Source organism: Variovorax saccharolyticus, assembly GCF_030316765.1.
Lineage (GTDB): Bacteria > Pseudomonadota > Gammaproteobacteria > Burkholderiales > Burkholderiaceae_C > Variovorax > Variovorax saccharolyticus.
On the sequence record NZ_JASZYT010000019.1, the window covers coordinates 1 to 15,960 of the forward strand.

General features: G+C 66.6%; 10 protein-coding genes. 5 read left to right on the forward strand and 5 right to left on the reverse strand.

Annotated elements, in window-relative coordinates:
- The first annotated feature begins 69 nt into the window (after positions 1-69).
- Both QTI45_RS33955 and QTI45_RS33960 read left to right on the forward strand, forming a co-directional pair.
- Positions 70-1,092, forward strand: coding sequence for a DUF2955 domain-containing protein (locus QTI45_RS33955; RefSeq protein WP_286657474.1), 1,023 nt, complete (start codon positions 70-72; stop codon positions 1,090-1,092).
- A 350-nt stretch (positions 1,093-1,442) separates the two neighbouring features.
- Entirely contained in the window at positions 1,443-1,817 is a 375-nt protein-coding gene (locus QTI45_RS33960) for a DUF2934 domain-containing protein (protein WP_286657475.1), read from the forward strand.
- A 309-nt stretch (positions 1,818-2,126) separates the two neighbouring features.
- Here QTI45_RS33960 and QTI45_RS33965 read toward each other — a convergent pair whose 3' ends face one another.
- Together QTI45_RS33965 and QTI45_RS33970 are read right to left on the reverse strand one after the other, a co-directional pair.
- Positions 2,127-3,827 (reverse strand): response regulator, encoded by a 1,701-nt coding sequence (locus QTI45_RS33965; protein WP_286657476.1) that lies wholly within the window; start codon positions 3,825-3,827, stop codon positions 2,127-2,129.
- 99 nt (positions 3,828-3,926) lie between these two features.
- Entirely contained in the window at positions 3,927-11,093 is a 7,167-nt protein-coding gene (locus QTI45_RS33970; RefSeq protein ID WP_444813340.1) for a HAMP domain-containing protein, read from the reverse strand.
- 302 nt (positions 11,094-11,395) lie between these two features.
- Here QTI45_RS33970 and QTI45_RS33975 point away from each other — a divergent pair, with 302 nt between their 5' ends.
- A complete protein-coding gene (locus QTI45_RS33975) occupies positions 11,396-11,782 on the forward strand; it encodes a response regulator (RefSeq protein ID WP_286657477.1) in 387 nt (128 codons plus the stop codon).
- A gap of 517 nt (positions 11,783-12,299) precedes the next feature.
- On the forward strand, positions 12,300-12,500 hold the full coding sequence (locus QTI45_RS33980; RefSeq protein ID WP_286657478.1) for a hypothetical protein: 201 nt from the start codon (positions 12,300-12,302) through the stop codon (positions 12,498-12,500).
- A 22-nt stretch (positions 12,501-12,522) separates the two neighbouring features.
- Here QTI45_RS33980 and QTI45_RS33985 read toward each other — a convergent pair whose 3' ends face one another.
- On the reverse strand, positions 12,523-12,915 hold the full coding sequence (locus tag QTI45_RS33985) for a nuclear transport factor 2 family protein (protein WP_286373711.1): 393 nt from the start codon (positions 12,913-12,915) through the stop codon (positions 12,523-12,525).
- Positions 12,916-13,616: 701 nt separating this feature from the next.
- Between QTI45_RS33985 and QTI45_RS33990 the strand changes: the two genes are divergently transcribed.
- Positions 13,617-14,546, forward strand: a complete 930-nt coding sequence (locus QTI45_RS33990) for a DMT family transporter (RefSeq protein WP_286657479.1) — start codon at positions 13,617-13,619, stop codon at positions 14,544-14,546.
- A 194-nt stretch (positions 14,547-14,740) separates the two neighbouring features.
- Here the strand turns inward: QTI45_RS33990 and QTI45_RS33995 are convergent, their stop codons facing one another.
- Complete coding sequence (locus QTI45_RS33995) at positions 14,741-14,932, reverse strand: hypothetical protein (RefSeq protein WP_286373709.1); 192 nt, start codon at positions 14,930-14,932, stop codon at positions 14,741-14,743.
- A 196-nt stretch (positions 14,933-15,128) separates the two neighbouring features.
- Positions 15,129-15,644, reverse strand: coding sequence for a hypothetical protein (locus tag QTI45_RS34000; RefSeq protein WP_286657480.1), 516 nt, complete (start codon positions 15,642-15,644; stop codon positions 15,129-15,131).
- Between the last annotated feature and the right edge of the window lie 316 nt (positions 15,645-15,960).

A 15,960-nucleotide genomic window follows, 5' to 3' on the forward strand; every position in this document is an offset into this window, starting at 1 on the left:
ATGAACCGGCTCGGGGCCCTCTACATCGGCCTCATGAGCTACCTGTCCTACCTCTACTGATCGGGCACCATGGACCGGGCTGACAAGGCGGTGCTGCGCTTGGCCATCGGCGTGGGCCTGGCCGTGCTGATCGCCTACGGCCTGGCGCTGCCGGCGCCCTTCGTGGTCTGCGTGATGACGGTGCTGCTGCTGTGCAAGCCCGGGCCACCGATCCCCTTCGTCAAGGGCTCGGTGCTGGCGCTCGTCATCGGCGCTTTGTTGCTGACGGGGGTCCTGATGGTGCCGATCCTCGAGAACTATGCCACCACGGGGGTGCTGCTCACCGGGGTCTTGCTGTATGCCGTGTTCTTCGCCGGAGCACGCAGCGCGAATCCGCTGACGATCATCCTGGTGATCGCCTTCACCGTCATCCCGGTGGCAGGCGTGGCGGACCAGGCCCTGGCGTCGGTCCTCGCCGTCGCTCTGGCGGTGGGACTCGGCACCGGTGTCTTCGTGGGCGGAATCTCGCACGCTCTCTTTCCGGACGCGCCGGTGGCCTTCCCGACGCAATCGGCGCCGGCCCGCGCCGCGCCCGCAGAGGCGAACTGGGCCGCCTTGCGCGCCACGCTGGTCGTCTTGCCCGTGTTCGTGCTGGCCCTGGGCAATCCGGGCTCCTACCTCGCGGCCATCATCAAGACGGTGACGCTGGGCCAGCAGGCGAGCTCGGCGGACGCCCGCACGGCTGGGCGGGAACTGGTGGGATCCACGTTCATGGGAGCGGCGATGGCGGCGCTGCTCTGGTTCGGACTGACACTGCGCCCGAACCTGTGGATGCTGATGCTGTGGATGGCGGCCGCCGCGCTGTGGACTGGCGCGCGACTGTTCGGAGTCAAGTCGACGTCGCTTGCACCTTCCTTCTGGAGCAATGCGCTCGTGACCATGCTGATTCTCCTGGGACCCGCCATCGAGGACAGCGCGAACGGCAAGGACGTCTACACCGCTTCGGCGATCCGCGTCGGCCTGTTCGTCGGCGTGGCGCTCTACGCCTGGGCCACGGTGTGGCTGCTGGGGCGCTTGCGGGCATCGAGATCCGGGGAAACCGCATCCTGCTGATGAAGCTGGTGATCGGACGACCGACGCGCCAATGCGGCCGTATCCCCTCCGGTCATCGTGATGACCACGACAACGACGATAAACCTTGTCCTGGTGACGTGGGGTCGCCGCGTTCCGCCGCTTCCCCCAGATTGAAGTGTCACGGTCGGTCACCTGCGCCTTTTTCCACTCCATGGAAGTGTTGATGCAAAACCTCGATGAAGGTGTTGCACCGGAACTGAGTCATCCCACGCGGGACAGGCCCTACACCGACATGCACGATCTGCTGATGCCGGCGCCGCGCCCACGGACCTCCACTCAAAGTACGCCGCAGCCGCGGCGGCGATTCACATTTCAGGAACCCACCCCCCATGAACACCCGGAACCCGCAGAACCGCACCGAGTCGGAGCGCGAAGCCGTCAAGCGCAGCATGGAGCAGGCCACCGAGCACGCGCCGGCGGAGTTCCGCGACGAGGCCAATGAAAGCAAGATCGTCAAGGTCGGCGACGACCTGACGAACCATCCGATCCAGGGCATCGATCCCCACTCCAGTTCGACCGACGCTGGCGAAGCCCCGTTGCAGTCCGGCGCGTCTGACGAAGAGGAGGACCGGCAAGCGCGCATCCGCGCGGCCGCCTATGCCGCATGGGAGCGGCGCGGCGGCGAGCCGGGGCACGAAGTGGAAGACTGGCTCGAGGCGGAGCGGTCACTCGATCCCGCTCGCCACGCTTCCAGCACCGACTAGCCAGCTCCTTGCACCGCCGCTGCGCGACCAGCATCACGGCGCCCTCAGTCCAGGGGGGCGCCGCGAATCGTCTCCGCCGAGCGCCTGAGCTGCGCCGCCATCGAGCCCTCCAGGAGCGGCACCCGCCAGCTCAGGTCCAGAAGACAGCCCCCCATCACGAGGACCGTCAAGCCACCGAACAACAAATACGCGACGCCCATGCCATTCCCCCTCGGGTCGACCGGACATTCACTCTGAACCGATCCAGGTTTTTGTGAAGTAGGGCCCGCACCTGCCGTGGTCGAGCCGACCCGTCCACCTGATTCGCGCCTACGGCGTCGGCTTGGCCGGCAACGACCAGCGGGCGTGGCTCAGCAGGGCCACCAACGCGTCCGGATCCACCGGCTTGACCAGATGCTCGTCGAAACCGGCCTCCGTCGCCTTGCGCACGTCGTCGGGTTGGCCCCAGCCGGTCACCGCGCACATCACCACGCGCGCGCCCCCGGGCTGCCCGCGGATCGCCCGACATGTGTCGTACCCGTTCAGTCCAGGCATGCCGATGTCGAGCAGCACCAGCTGCGGCTCGAAGTCCTTCATCGCCCGCATGGCTTCATGGCCGCTGAACACACCGCGTACCGTGTGACCGAGGGCCGTCAGAAGCTCGGTGAGCGTTTCCACGCAATCCCGGCTGTCGTCAGCAACCAGGATGCGAAGCGTGCCGGCGGGCTTCGCCGCGGGCGTCACCCCCTGCGCCGGCATCGGAGCGTCTTCGAAGGCGTCCGCGAGGGGCAGCCGCACGATGAACTCGCTGCCCTGTCCATGACCCGCGCTGCGCGCGGTAATGCTGCCACCATGCAGTTCCAGCAAACGACGGGTCAAGGACAGGCCGATGCCCAGCCCGCCGCGCGAACGCGACAACGCCGTTTCGACCTGCGAGAACATCTCGAAAATGCTGTCGAGGCGATCCGTCGCAATGCCGATGCCGGTGTCGCGGAACGAGACCACCACCTCGCTCGCCTCGCGCTGGACGCCGACGTCGATGCGCCCGCCCTTGTCCATGTACTTCGCCGCGTTGTGAATGAGGTTCATGAACGCCTGCGACAGCCGCGTGGCGTCGGCGTGCAGCGCCAGCTCTTCGGCGGGGAGGTCGACCTTCAGGGTATGACTGGCTTCGTCGATCAGGGGGCGCACCCCTTCGATCGCGTCGTGGAGCACCCCGGCGATCGCGATGCGCTGGCGTTGCAGCTCGATCTTTCCCTGGCTGATCCGGCTGACGTCCATCAGATCGTCGATCAAACGGCCCATGACCTTCACCTGCCGGTCGATCAGTTGCGTCGCCCGCTCCACGTCCGGATTCGCCGCCGCCTTCAACCGCAGCAGGCGCACCGCGTAGCCGACCGGCGCCAACGGGTTGCGCAGTTCATGCGCCAGGATCGCAAGGAACTCGTCCTTGCGCCGATTGGCCTCGCGCAGCTCGGATTCGCTCGCGCGCAAGGCGGTGGTGCGATCAAGCACCCGCCGCTCCAGCGTTTCGTTCAGAAGACGCAGCCGCTCCTGTGCGCTGCGTCGCTCCGCCACTTCGCCCTGCAATGCGCTGTTCGCCGCCTGCAGTGCACGCTCCTTGCGGTAGAGATCGGCGAAGACTGCCACCTTCGAGCGCAGGATGTCGACGTTCACGGGCTTGTGCAGGTAGTCCACGGCCCCCGTCCCATAGCCCGCCGCGACATGCTGCTCGTCGTTGAAATAGGCGGTCAGGAAAATGATCGGGACCTGCGCGGTCTTCCTGCGCTGCTTGATCAAGGTCGCCAGCTCGAAGCCCGTCATGTCCGGCATGTTGACGTCCAGCACCAAGACCGCGAACTCGTGGGTCATCAAGGCCAGCAGGGCCTGCTCGCCCGACGACGCATGGATCAGCCGGTAACCCGCGTCCTCGAGCACGGTCTCGAGCACCGTCAGATTGACCGGCTCGTCGTCGACCAGCAGGATGTTGACCGGCTCGACCGCAGCGGGCGTGGGGTTTTCGGGGGTCATGATGGAGAGGGCGTAACGCCGGTCGAGGTCCAGTGTGATCGGGCTCCGCGAAGGCGCGTGACCGCGCGAGGCTGGAGAGGGTCGTTCATGGTCGTTCGGTCAACGGAACAGCCACACTCGCATCAGCGACAGCAGCTGGTCGGTGTTGACCGGCTTCGCAATGTAGTCGCTCGCACCCGCTTCCAGGCATTTCTCGCGATCGCCCTTCATGGCCTTGGCCGTCAAGGCCAGGATCGGCAGCGTCCGGAAGCGCGGGTCCTTGCGGATCTCGCGCATGGTCTCGTAGCCATCCATCTCCGGCATCATGATGTCCATCAGCACCATCGACAGGTCCCCCTCCTGCGCGAGGAGTTCGATCGCCTGACGCCCGTTCGTCGCACTCGCGACGAGCACGTCGTGGTTCTCCAGCACCGAAGTCAGCGCAAAGATGTTGCGGATGTCGTCGTCGACCACCAGCACCTTGCGCCCGCGCAGGATCTCGGCCGAGCTGTGCAGACGCTCGAGCAGCGCCTGCTTGGCCGCCGGCAGCTCGGTCACGACACGGTGCAGGAAGAGGGCGGTTTCGTCGAGCAGGCGCTCGGGCGACCGGACATCCTTCAGCACGATGCTCTTGGACATCGTGTTCAGCAGCGCCTGCTCCTGCGGCGTGAGCTCCTTGCCGGTGTAGACGACGACCGGCACCGCGGCCAGCCGCGGCTCGGCCTTCAGCCGTTCCAACAGCTCGAAGCCCGTCATGTCGGGCAAGCGCAGGTCGAGAACGACGCAGTCGAAACCCTGGTGACGCAGCGCGGCCAGCGCGTCCTCGCCGGTGGAGACGCCCACGATCTCGATGTCACTGTGACCCAGAAGCTCCATGACCGCGTTGCGCTCGATGTCGTTGTCCTCGACGATCAGCAGGCGACGGGTGCGCGGCATGATGAACGCCTTGATGCGCTCGAAGGCCGATTCGAGGCCGTCGGTGGTCGGCTCCTTCACGAGGTAGGCGAACGCCCCGTGCGCCAGGCCGTGCTGCTGCTCCGCCTCGATGCTGATGATCTGGACCGGAATGTGGCGCAGGGCCGGATCCAGCTTGAGCTGGTTGAGCACCGTCCATCCGAGCATGTCGGGCAGCACGATGTCCAGCGAAATGGCCGCGGGCACGTACTGGCGGGCCAACGCCAACCCGTAGGCGCCCTTGTTCGCGACAATGCCCTTGAAGCCTTTCTCCCTGGCCAGACCCAGCAGCACGCGCGCGTAATGGGGGTCGTCGTCGATGATCAGCAGCACCGGGTCTCCCGGCACGACGTCGTCCCGGTCGTCGGCCACGTGGTCCTCGCGCGCGATCGGCAACGCCGTGAGGGCGCGGGTCGACCCCTCGGCGCTGGCCGGCGCGACGCGCGACACCCCCGGTGACTCGGTGCCCGCGTAGTGCAGCGGCAGGTAGAGCGTGAAGACGCTGCCCTGCCCGAACACGCTCGTCAGACGGATCTCCCCGCCCAGCAGCATCGCCAGCTCGCGGCTGATCGCCAGCCCAAGACCCGTGCCGCCGTACTTGCGCGACGTGCCGGCATCGGCCTGCTGGAAAGCCTCGAAGATGAGCCGCTGCTTCTCCGGTGCGACCCCGATCCCCGTGTCTTCGACCGCGAACGCCACGACATGCTGCGCCTGGCGCAGCACCGGATGGTCCAGGCTCCAGCCCTGCGTCGCCAGGCCGACGCGAACCTCGACCTGACCCTGGGCCGTGAACTTGACCGCGTTGGACAGCAGGTTCTTCAGGATCTGCTGCAGTCGCTTCGAATCGCTGGCCATCGAACGCGGCAGGTCGCTTTCGAATCGGATGTGAAACGGCAGATTCTTCGCCTCCGCCACGTGGCGGAAGTTGCGATCGATGTTGTCGCGCAGACCCGCGAAGCTGATCTCCTCGATATCGACGGTGACGGTGCCGGACTCGATCTTCGACAGGTCCAGGATGTCATTGATCAGGTGCAGCAGGTCGGTGCCGGAGGAGTTGATGTTGCGCGAGAACTCCACCTGCTTGCTCGACAGCGTGCCGGGCGCGTTCTCGGCGAGCTGCTGGCTCAGGATCAGGATCGAGTTCAGCGGCGTGCGCAGCTCGTGCGACATGTTCGCGAGAAATTCGGACTTGTACTTGGAGGTCAGGGCCAGCTCGGATGCCTTCTCCTCGAGCGCCCCACGTGCCTGCTCGACCTCGGCGTTCTTGCGCTCGACTTCCGCGTTCTGCTCGGCCAGCAGCCGGGCCTTGGTGCCGAGCTCCTCGTTGGTCTGCTGCAGCTCGCTCTGCCGCGACTGGAGTTCCGCCGTGAGCTGCTGCGACTGCGTGAGCAGCCCCTCGGTGCGCATGGTGGCCTCGATGGTGTTGAAGACCGCGCCGATGCCGAGCGCCAGCTGGTCGAGAAAATTCAGATTCACCGCCGTGAACGGCTGCAAAGACGCCAGCTCGATCACCGCCTTGGTGTGGCGCTCGAAGAGCACCGGCAACACCACGACATTCAGGCTGCGGGCCTCGCCCAGGCTCGAGCCGATCTCCACGAAGGTGGGCGGTGCGTTGTTCAGCAGGATCCGCTTCTGTTCCAGCGCGCACTGGCCCACCAGGCCTTCGCCCAGTCCGATCGTGTCGGCCAGGCGAAGCTGGCCGGCCTGCGCATAGCTCGACAACAGCGCCAGCCGGCCCGCGTTGCCGTCTTCGCCCGTGTGGTGATACACGGTCCCCTGGTGGGCGTGCACCAGCGGCGCCAGTTCCGACAGGAGCATCTTGCCGACCGTGCTCAGGTCGCGCTGGCCCTGCAGCATGCCCGTGAAGCGCGCGAGGTTGGTCTTGAGCCAATCCTGCTCACGGTTGCGTTCGGTGGTCTCGCGCAGGTTGGAGATCATCGTGTTGATGTTGTCCTTGAGCTCGGACACCTCGCCCTTGGCATCAACCTGGATCGAGCGCGTCAGATCGCCCTTGGTCACGGCCGTGGCGACTTCCGCGATGGCACGCACCTGCGTGGTGAGGTTGGCCGCGAGCAGGTTCACGTTGCCCGTCAGATCCTTCCAGGTGCCCGCCGCGCCCGGCACGTTGGCCTGCCCGCCGAGCCGGCCGTCCACCCCCACCTCGCGCGCCACGTTCGTGACCTGGTCGGCGAAGGTCGCGAGCGTGTCGGTCATGCCGTTGATGGTGTCCGCCAGCGCCGCCACCTCGCCCTTGGCCTGGACCGTCAGGCGCTGCGTGAGGTTGCCGTCGGCGACCGCCGTCACGACCTTGACGATGCCGCGAACCTGCTCGGTGAGGTTCGAGGCCATGAAGTTCACGTTGTCGGTCAGGTCCTTCCAGGTGCCGCCCACGCCGCTGACCTGCGCCTGCCCGCCCAGCTTGCCCTCCGTGCCGACCTCGCGCGCGACGCGCGTGACTTCGCCGGCAAAGGAGTTGAGCTGGTCGACCATGGTGTTGATCGTGTTCTTGAGTTCGAGGATCTCGCCCTTCACGTCGACCGTGATCTTGCGATTCAGGTCGCCGCGCGCCACCGCGGTCGTGACCTCGGCGATGTTGCGCACCTGGGAGGTCAGGTTGGCCCCCATCGTGTTGACCGAGTCGGTCAGGTCCTTCCAGGTACCGGCGACGCCCGGCACCACGGCCTGCACCCCCAGTCGGCCCTCGGTGCCGACCTCCCGCGCGACCCGCGTGACCTCGGAGGCGAAGGAGCGCAACTGCTCGACCATCGTGTTGATGGTCTCCTTGAGCTGAAGGATTTCGCCCCGCACGTCGACCGTGATCTTCTTGGAGAGGTCGCCGTTGGCCACCGCGATCGTCACCTCGGCGATGTTGCGCACCTGGCCCGTGAGGTTCGAGGCCATGGAGTTCACGTTGTCGGTCAGGTCCTTCCAGGTGCCCGCGACCCCGGGGACGGCGGCCTGGCCTCCGAGCTTGCCCTCGGTCCCGACCTCGCGCGCGACCCGCGTCACTTCCGAAGCGAAGGCCGACAGCTGGTCGACCATCGTGTTGATGGTCTCCTTGAGCTGCAGGATTTCACCCTTGACGTCGACGGTGATCTTGCGACCCAGGTCACCCCGCGCGATCGCCGTCGCCACGTCGGCGATGTTGCGGACCTGGCCCGTGAGGTTGTTGGCCATCGAGTTCACGTTGTCCGTGAGGTCCTTCCAGGTCCCGGCGACACCGGGCACCTGGGCCTGCCCGCCGAGCTTGCCGTCGGTGCCGACCTCGCGGGCCACGCGGCTGACCTCGGCCGCGAAGGAACGCAACTGGTCGACCATCGTGTTGATGGTCTCCTTGAGCTCGAGGATCTCCCCGCGCACGTCCACCGTGATCTTCTTCGACAGGTCGCCGTTGGCCACCGCGATCGTCACCTCGGCGATGTTGCGCACCTGGCCCGTGAGATTCGATGCCATCGAGTTGACGTTGTCGGTCAGGTCCTTCCAGGTCCCGGCCACGCCCTCCACCGCGGCCTGGCCGCCGAGCTTGCCATCGGTGCCGACCTCGCGCGCCACCCGACTCACCTCGCCCGCGAACGCATTGAGCTGGTCGACCATGGTGTTCATGGTCTGCTTGAGCTGGAGGATCTCGCCCTTGACCTCCACCGTGATCTTGCGCGAGAGGTCGCCCCGCGCGATCGCCGTCGCCACGTCCGCGATGTTGCGCACCTGGCCCGTGAGGTTCGAGGCCATGAAGTTCACGTTGTCCGTGAGGTCCTTCCAGGTGCCGGCCACACCCGGCACCTGGGCCTGCCCGCCGAGCTTGCCCTCGGTGCCGACCTCGCGCGCCACCCGCGTGACCTCGGAGGCGAAGCCGTTCAATTGGTCGACCATCGTGTTGATGGTGTTCTTGAGTTCGAGAATCTCGCCCTTGACCTCGACGGTGATCTTGCGCGAGAGGTCGCCGCGCGCGACCGCTGTCGTCACGTCGGCGATGTTGCGCACCTGGCCCGTCAGGTTGTTGGCCATCGAGTTGACGTTGTCGGTCAGGTCCTTCCAGGTGCCCGCGACACCGCGCACCTGCGCCTGGCCCCCGAGCTTGCCATCGGTGCCGACCTCGCGCGCCACCCGCGTCACCTCGGACGCGAAGCCGTTCAACTGATCGACCATCGTGTTGAGCGTGTTCTTGAGTTCGAGGATCTCGCCCTTCACGTCGACCGTGATCTTCTTGGACAGGTCGCCGTTGGCGACCGCGGTCGCCACGTCGGCGATGTTGCGCACCTGCGCCGTCAGGTTCGACGCCATCGAGTTCACGTTGTCGGTCAGATCCTTCCAGGTGCCCGCCACCCCCAGCACCTGCGCCTGCCCGCCCAGCGCACCCTCGGTGCCAACCTCGCGCGCCACGCGGCTCACTTCGCCCGCAAAGCCGTTGAGCTGATCGACCATCGTGTTGATGGTGTTCTTGAGCTCGAGGATCTCGCCGCGCACGTCGGCCGTGATCTTCTTGGAGAGATCGCCGCGCGCGACCGCGGTCGTGACCTCGGCGATGTTGCGCACCTGCCCCGTCAGATTGGAGGCCATGAAGTTCACGCTGTCGGTCAGGTCCTTCCACGTGCCCGCGACCCCGGGCACGGCCGCCTGGCCGCCCAGCTTGCCCTCGGTGCCGACCTCGCGCGCCACCCGCGTGACCTCGGACGCGAAGCCGTTCAGCTGGTCGACCATCGTGTTGATGGTGTTCTTCAGTTCGAGGATCTCGCCCTTGACGTCGACCGTGATGGTCTTCGAGAGGTCGCCGTTGGCCACCGCCGTGGTCACCTCCGCGATGTTGCGCACCTGACCCGTGAGGTTCGAGGCCATGAAGTTCACGTTGTCGGTGAGGTCCTTCCAGGTGCCGGCGACGCCGGGCACCTGGGCCTGGCCGCCGAGCTTGCCCTCGGTGCCCACCTCGCGCGCGACGCGCGTGACCTCGGAGGCGAAGCCGTTGAGCTGGTCGACCATCGTGTTGATGGTTTCCTTCAGCGCCAGGATCTCGCCCTTCACCTCGACGGTGATCTTCGAGGACAGGTCACCCTTCGCAATGGCCGTCGCCACGCCAGCGATGTTGCGCACCTGACCGGTCAGGTTCGACGCCATCGAGTTCACCGAGTCGGTGAGGTCCTTCCAGGTGCCCGCGATGCCGGGCACCTGCGCCTGGCCGCCGAGCTTGCCCTCGGTGCCGACCTCGCGCGCCACCCGCGTCACCTCCGACGAGAAGCCGTTGAGCTGGTCGACCATCGTGTTGATGGTCTCCTTCAGCTCGAGGATCTCGCCCTTCACGTCCACGGTGATCTTGCGGCTCAGGTCACCCCGCGCGACGGCCGTCGTGACCGTCGCGATGTTGCGCACCTGCGAAGTCAGGTTGTTGGCCATGGAATTGACCGAGTCGGTGAGGTCCTTCCAGGTGCCCGCCACCCCGGGCACCACCGCCTGGCCGCCGAGCCGCCCGTCGGTGCCGACCTCCCGCGCGACGCGCGTCACCTCCGAGGCGAACGAGCGCAGCTGATCGACCATGGTGTTGGTCGCCTCCTTGAGCTGCAGAATCTCGCCACGGACATCGACCGTGATCTTCTTGGAGAGGTCGCCGTTGGCCACCGCGATCGTGACATCGGCGATGTTGCGCACCTGCGCCGTCAGATTGCCGGCCATCTGGTTGACCGAATCGGTCAGGTCCTTCCAGACCCCGGACACGCCCTTCACCTGGGCCTGGCCCCCCAGCTTGCCCTCGATACCGACCTCGCGGGCCACGCGCGTGACCTCGGAGGTGAACACGGACAGTTGCTCGATCATCGAGTTGACCAGCTTGGCCGAGCGGTGAAACTCGCCCTTCAAGGCACGGCCATCGACCTGCAGGTCCATCGACTGTCCCAGATCGCCCTTGGCGACGGCACCGATGGTGCGCGCAATGTCGGTCGTCGGTCGCACCAGATCGTCGACGAGCCGGTTCAACGCGTCGACCTGGGCCGCCCAGCTGCCCAGCGCGCCCGGCGCCGCGATGCGTTGGGACAGGCGCCCCTCCTTGCCCACCGTCACGCTCAGGCGCGCGAACTCCTGGGTCAGCAGTTCCGCCTGGCCGATCGTCTGATTGAAGGCCTCGGCGATGCGGCCGTCCGTGTCGGGCCAGTCACCCGGCAAACGCGCCCGGAAGTCACCCTTCGAAAAGGCCTTGATCGATGCCAGGATCTGGCGCGAACGCGCTTCGGCCGCCTCCAGCGCTTCCCGCGCTGACATGCCCGCCCTCGCGCCCGCGTGGCGGGTCGCTTCGCTGCCCGGGATCGACGGGCCTTGCGCGAGGTCCGGCGGTTGGTCCAATTCGTCCATGATGGCTCCAGGAGCGAGCCTGGGCATCCTCGCCCGCCGAGGCGGCTTCACGTCGCTCACATGTTTCTGGTTGTGTAGTGTGCAGGCTGGTCGTCGATCGGCCTGTAGGAGGACTCCGACATGCGCTGCACTCGCGTGCGCGCCACCTGAACGCACGCCGACCCTGCAGCGGCCGCGGGTTTGTAGGAATGCGCCTACGGCTTGCGGGAGCAAGAGCGGACGTTTGCAGGCGCTGAATGGGGTAAGGTGCGCGTCGGTCATCTTGACCGGGGAGAGGTTGCCGGTCGCGGAACCATTGCGCCATGCCTGTTGCCACTTTCCTGGTCGAGGACAGTCCGACCATCCGCGAGCAACTGATTCCTGCCCTGCTGGAACTGGCCAATGTGCGCGTTGTCGGCATTGCCGAAGGCGAGGGCGAAGCGAAGCAATGGCTGGAGGCGCACGGCGCCACGTGTCGCCTGGCCGTGATCGATCTCTTTCTCAAGGAAGGCTCGGGTTTCGGGGTCATCGCCGCCTGCAAGGACAAAGGAACGCCACCGCACATCGTGATGCTCACCAACTACGCCACCGCCGAGATGCGCCGGCAGGCGCTGGCTCTCGGTGCCGATGCGGTCTTCGACAAGTCGACCGAGCTCATGGAGCTCTTTGCCTACTGTTCGCGCATCGGTGCCACGTCAGATCTCCGCTGACGGATCGCTGCCGAAACCGGCGACGCGCGCGGGCAGCGGGCAGCGGACGGCGACGTTGCCTCCGACCTGCGGGGAGGTCTCCGTACCCAGCTGCGTCCGACGCCTCTGCCATCCTGTCGTCGCTGGCGCGATCAAGCCGCGCTCGGTGAGCTCGCGTCAGTACTGCCGCGTCAAGTCGTCGAACACGCCGAGGAGTGGTTGCCCTCGGGATCCCTTGCACTGAGCTTCATGACCGCAGGGCGTGCCCGATCGGGCGCCACGGCGCTCCGAGATCACGCCCGACGGCCGCGGGACCTGCTCGGCGATCCGCACGCTCTACGACTGCGGCTTGTCCGCCACGGCTGACCCACCCGCCCGCGGCGTCAGTCGACCGACGCCAATCGGCGCGGGACGATTTCAGTTTTACCGGACCCTGTCCTACTACGACGGCACGCGTTTTCCACGACAAACGCGTCTGGTCCCAATGTCGCGTCGCGAAGCAGCGGCTTGTGCCTGTCATTCAAGTGGAGGCATCGCGATGCAAAAGGTCTTGCGCAGACTCATCGAGATCAGGTTGCGGCAAGCGGACCAGCCCGTGGTCGAGGCCCCGATCGATCAGGGCGACCGGCTTTGGGTGCCTGACACTCCATTTCACCGAGCCAGGCTCGCCCATGCCGTCGAGCGGAGAAACAGTCTGTTCGGGGCGCAGACGCACTGGATCGAGGAACGCGAAGCCTGAGTCTCCAAGCCGCGGCCCGCAATCAAGCAAGCGGTGGGCGATTCTTCCGGTAGGAATTCTTCAGGAAGATCCTCCCGCCCCGGAGCGTGAAAAGGTCACAGCCATGGACCTCCACGTGCATACCGTCCACTCGCGTTCCGGTGAACGTCCATTCCGAAACACCCCGGTCGCCATGGACGAAGTGGCGCGCGTCCCCCCAATGGGCATCCGGAAAGTCTGCCCACACCTTCGCGAAGGCCGCGCGCACGGCCTCACTGCCGACGGAGCGCGTGCCGCAGATGTCCGGGCCCGCAGACGACTCGAACACGCAGTCCTGGGTCATGCACGACATCAACGCATCGACGTCATGTCGATTCCACGCATCCGCAAAGGTCTCCAGCAAATCCGTGCTCGCTTCTGGCATCTGTGTTGGCATGTCGGAACGTCGGGACAGCGACTATGCGCCCAACAGCGCGGCCAGTGCGCCAAGTTTGTATCGAGCGGTTCCCGGGCGGCCGGTCGCAGCCCGAACGCCAGACCACCAAGAGGAGGCGGACGGATCGAACGCGGACTGCGCAGGGCCGCAGGTCTGACTGGGGGCTGCCGCGTCGGTGGGCATGCGCCCAACGCGGGCCTGTCGCGGCGGACCCGCCATGCGAGCCACCTCCTGTGCGACGCCTGGCTCGCGCGTTCGCCGACTGGGCTCCCGGGCTGCGCCCCTTCATCGCCCGGTCCTCGCCGCGCTCGGCTGCGGCCTCGAAGCGCTTCCGGACGGCGACCCCTTCCGCTCGCTGGTCCGCTGCCGAGACCGACTGCGAAGCCGGATCTTCCATCGACGCGGCGTCCGCAGAAAGGCTTGCCTTGCATGTCACTCGTCGGTGGTCCCAGTCCTCGGCGGCGCGCGTCCAACAAGATCCAGAATCTGCGCACGGGCTACGACCGCTGTACCTGTCGAGCAGGTTGATGGTTGCTACGCTCCCAGCCGACCGCCGAGGAGCAGCTCCTCAAGCGCCATCGGGGCGTCGCTGGGTCGGGTGGGACTTGCGCGGCGGCGGAAGAGATCATCCCGACCTTGACATGCACGCTTCGCTCGCAGCCGAAGTATAGAAGGCGCGTGCACGCGATCATGCGCCGACCATGCCAACCCCAAAACTCGAAACCGCCCCTGGCGCGTTCCAAACCCTGCCGGTCACCGAATGGGCCCTGTTGGCACTGCTGGCCACCCTCTGGGGCGCCTCCTACACCTTCATCAGGGTCGGGGTCACGACCATTCCACCACTCACGTTGATGGCGGCGCGCACCCTGGTCGCAGGCCTGCTGCTCCTGGCTGTGTTGCGGCTGCGCCGCGTGCGGCTTCCTCGCGATCCGGCGAATTGGCGAAGCTTTTCGCTGCAGGCGTGCTTCAACAGCGTGCTGCCATTCACGCTGATCGCGTGGGCCGAGCGCAGCGTGGAGGCGGGCCTCGCGATCATCCTCAGTTCCACCTCCCCGATCTTCATTTACCTGCTCAGCAGGGGACTGCGCGGCGCGGAAATGTTCTCGCCGCTACGACTGGCCGGTGTGGGCGCGGGGCTGGCGGGCATCTGCCTGATCGTGGGCGCCGAAGCGTTGCGCGGACTCGGGGATTCCTTGGTCGCGCAGCTGGCGCTGGTGGCCGCGGCCGTCTGCTATGGCTGTGCGGCGATGTACGGCCGCGTCTTCAAGGGCCTCGATCCCATGGTGCCGGCGGCGGGCTCGTTGCTCAGCGGCGCGGCGCTGCTGCTGCCCGCCAGCCTGGCGATGGACCGCCCCTGGACCTTGGTGCCCGCTGCCGACTCGGTGATGGCGGTCCTGGCGCTCGCGGTCCTCTCGACGGCATTGGCATTCACCATCTACTTCCGGCTCATTCACACCCTGGGCCCCCTGACGACCGCCACGCAAGCCTACTTGAGGATACCGATCGGAGTGGCAATCGGCGCGGTGTTCCTTGGCGAACGACTTTCCACCACGGCATGGCTGGGTCTTGGATTCACCATTGCTGGCGTCGCGGCGATGACGCTGCGCACCCACCGAGGCCGCAGCCAGTGATCGAACGGCGTCCCGGCCGTCTCGAGGATTTCGCTCTGGCCAGCGCCCTGGCCGGCCCGAGCCGCGGGCCGAACGCGTTGATCCGTGGGGCGATGGTGCTCCACCCGTTCCGGTCGATCCCTCGCCGATGCAAACCGGCGCAAGCCCGCGTGCGACGAGTCCGCGGCCAGGTCGGCGCCGCTCTCCGCTGCCCGCTAGCCACACCGCGGCGCACAAACCAGATGGTTCTTGCCCAGAAAACGGCGCGTCGACATCTCGGCACGCAGAACAAACCTGCCGCACTTGAAGCACGACATCTTCGATTCGGTGTGTGGCGCCGTGATGGCGGAACCCGGCACCTTCTTGACATAGCGCAGGCCGTCGGGGGACATCAGGGAGTCGGGCATGAGTTGAAATTTTACCCGGCAACCCTGTCGTGGCGGGCCGCGTCCCGAAGATGACGCACGACTCCGGGCGGAGACGAGAGGCCTGCGACCGGCTGTGCCCCAAGGGTGAGCACCTCGCTGGACGGCGGCGTGCGGTCTGTTTTCATGCAGTCCGTCGATGGACATACCGCTGCGCGGCTCAGGGAACCCCGAAGATTCATCCCGCCTTCGGCGCGCGCGCAGCGGGTCGGCCTGTGGACTGCCCGTTCGTGCCTGCGTCTTCGTTTGCCGGCTCCAGGCCGGAATGCGAAGGCGGCGACGACCTGGCGCCGTCCAGGAAGTCCAGTCCCGCCGCACGGAGCATTTCGCTCAGAAGCACAATGCTCTCCGGCGCCAGGCAAGGGTGTTCGAAGAGTTCCTCTGCCCTGATGAGCGTCAGGTCCACCACGCGGTAGATGCCCAGATCATGCAGGGCGTCCCTGACAGCGGGTCGAAAGGGCATGTCGTCAATCTGCATCTCCGGGTGGGGATGGGCGATTCGACTTTGGCGAGGAAGCCAGTGGTAGGCCTCAAAATGGAAGCGAGCATTCTTTGGGACCCGGCCGTCCCGGATGTCCTGAAGGTGCTGGGTCCTGGCGGTCTCGATGGCCTTGCGTAATGCCGCCATGCATTGGGCGAGTTCCTCGTCCGGCACCTGGGCCAGATCATCGATCGAACCGATGTAGCGATACATAGCGAGCAGACTCCCGATTCATTCAATCCGTTGTGCAGGTCACAGGCCAGACGCATCAAAGCTCGGCCATCATCGCGAAGCAGAACCCTTCTGCGACACCCGTGAAGGGTTCCCGCTCGGACTTTCGCGCTTGTTCCTGACAGCCGAGACCCTACGCGAGGCGTGCACCCCGCTGCCTGGTCTCAACAGCTCGGACCCGTCGATGCCGACGCCAGTGGGCCGCGCCGTCGTTCTCGGTCCGCCGGGATGTGCCCGAAGACGCCGGGCTCGGAGCAGGTCGGCGACCACACAGCAGGAGATCGTTCGGCGCGCGGCC

What these genes read in the sequence shown, in the direction of transcription:
- QTI45_RS33955 (WP_286657474.1), top strand. Translation starts at nt 70, where the DNA reads ATGGACCGGGCTGACAAGGCGGTGCTGCGCTTGGCCATCGGCGTGGGC.
- QTI45_RS33960 (WP_286657475.1), top strand. Translation starts at nt 1,443, where the DNA reads ATGAACACCCGGAACCCGCAGAACCGCACCGAGTCGGAGCGCGAAGCC.
- QTI45_RS33965 (WP_286657476.1), bottom strand. Translation starts at nt 3,827, where the DNA reads ATGACCCCCGAAAACCCCACGCCCGCTGCGGTCGAGCCGGTCAACATC.
- QTI45_RS33970 (WP_444813340.1), bottom strand. Translation starts at nt 11,093, where the DNA reads ATGGACGAATTGGACCAACCGCCGGACCTCGCGCAAGGCCCGTCGATC.
- QTI45_RS33975 (WP_286657477.1), top strand. Translation starts at nt 11,396, where the DNA reads ATGCCTGTTGCCACTTTCCTGGTCGAGGACAGTCCGACCATCCGCGAG.
- QTI45_RS33980 (WP_286657478.1), top strand. Translation starts at nt 12,300, where the DNA reads ATGCAAAAGGTCTTGCGCAGACTCATCGAGATCAGGTTGCGGCAAGCG.
- QTI45_RS33985 (WP_286373711.1), bottom strand. Translation starts at nt 12,915, where the DNA reads ATGCCAACACAGATGCCAGAAGCGAGCACGGATTTGCTGGAGACCTTT.
- QTI45_RS33990 (WP_286657479.1), top strand. Translation starts at nt 13,617, where the DNA reads ATGCCAACCCCAAAACTCGAAACCGCCCCTGGCGCGTTCCAAACCCTG.
- QTI45_RS33995 (WP_286373709.1), bottom strand. Translation starts at nt 14,932, where the DNA reads ATGCCCGACTCCCTGATGTCCCCCGACGGCCTGCGCTATGTCAAGAAG.
- QTI45_RS34000 (WP_286657480.1), bottom strand. Translation starts at nt 15,644, where the DNA reads ATGTATCGCTACATCGGTTCGATCGATGATCTGGCCCAGGTGCCGGAC.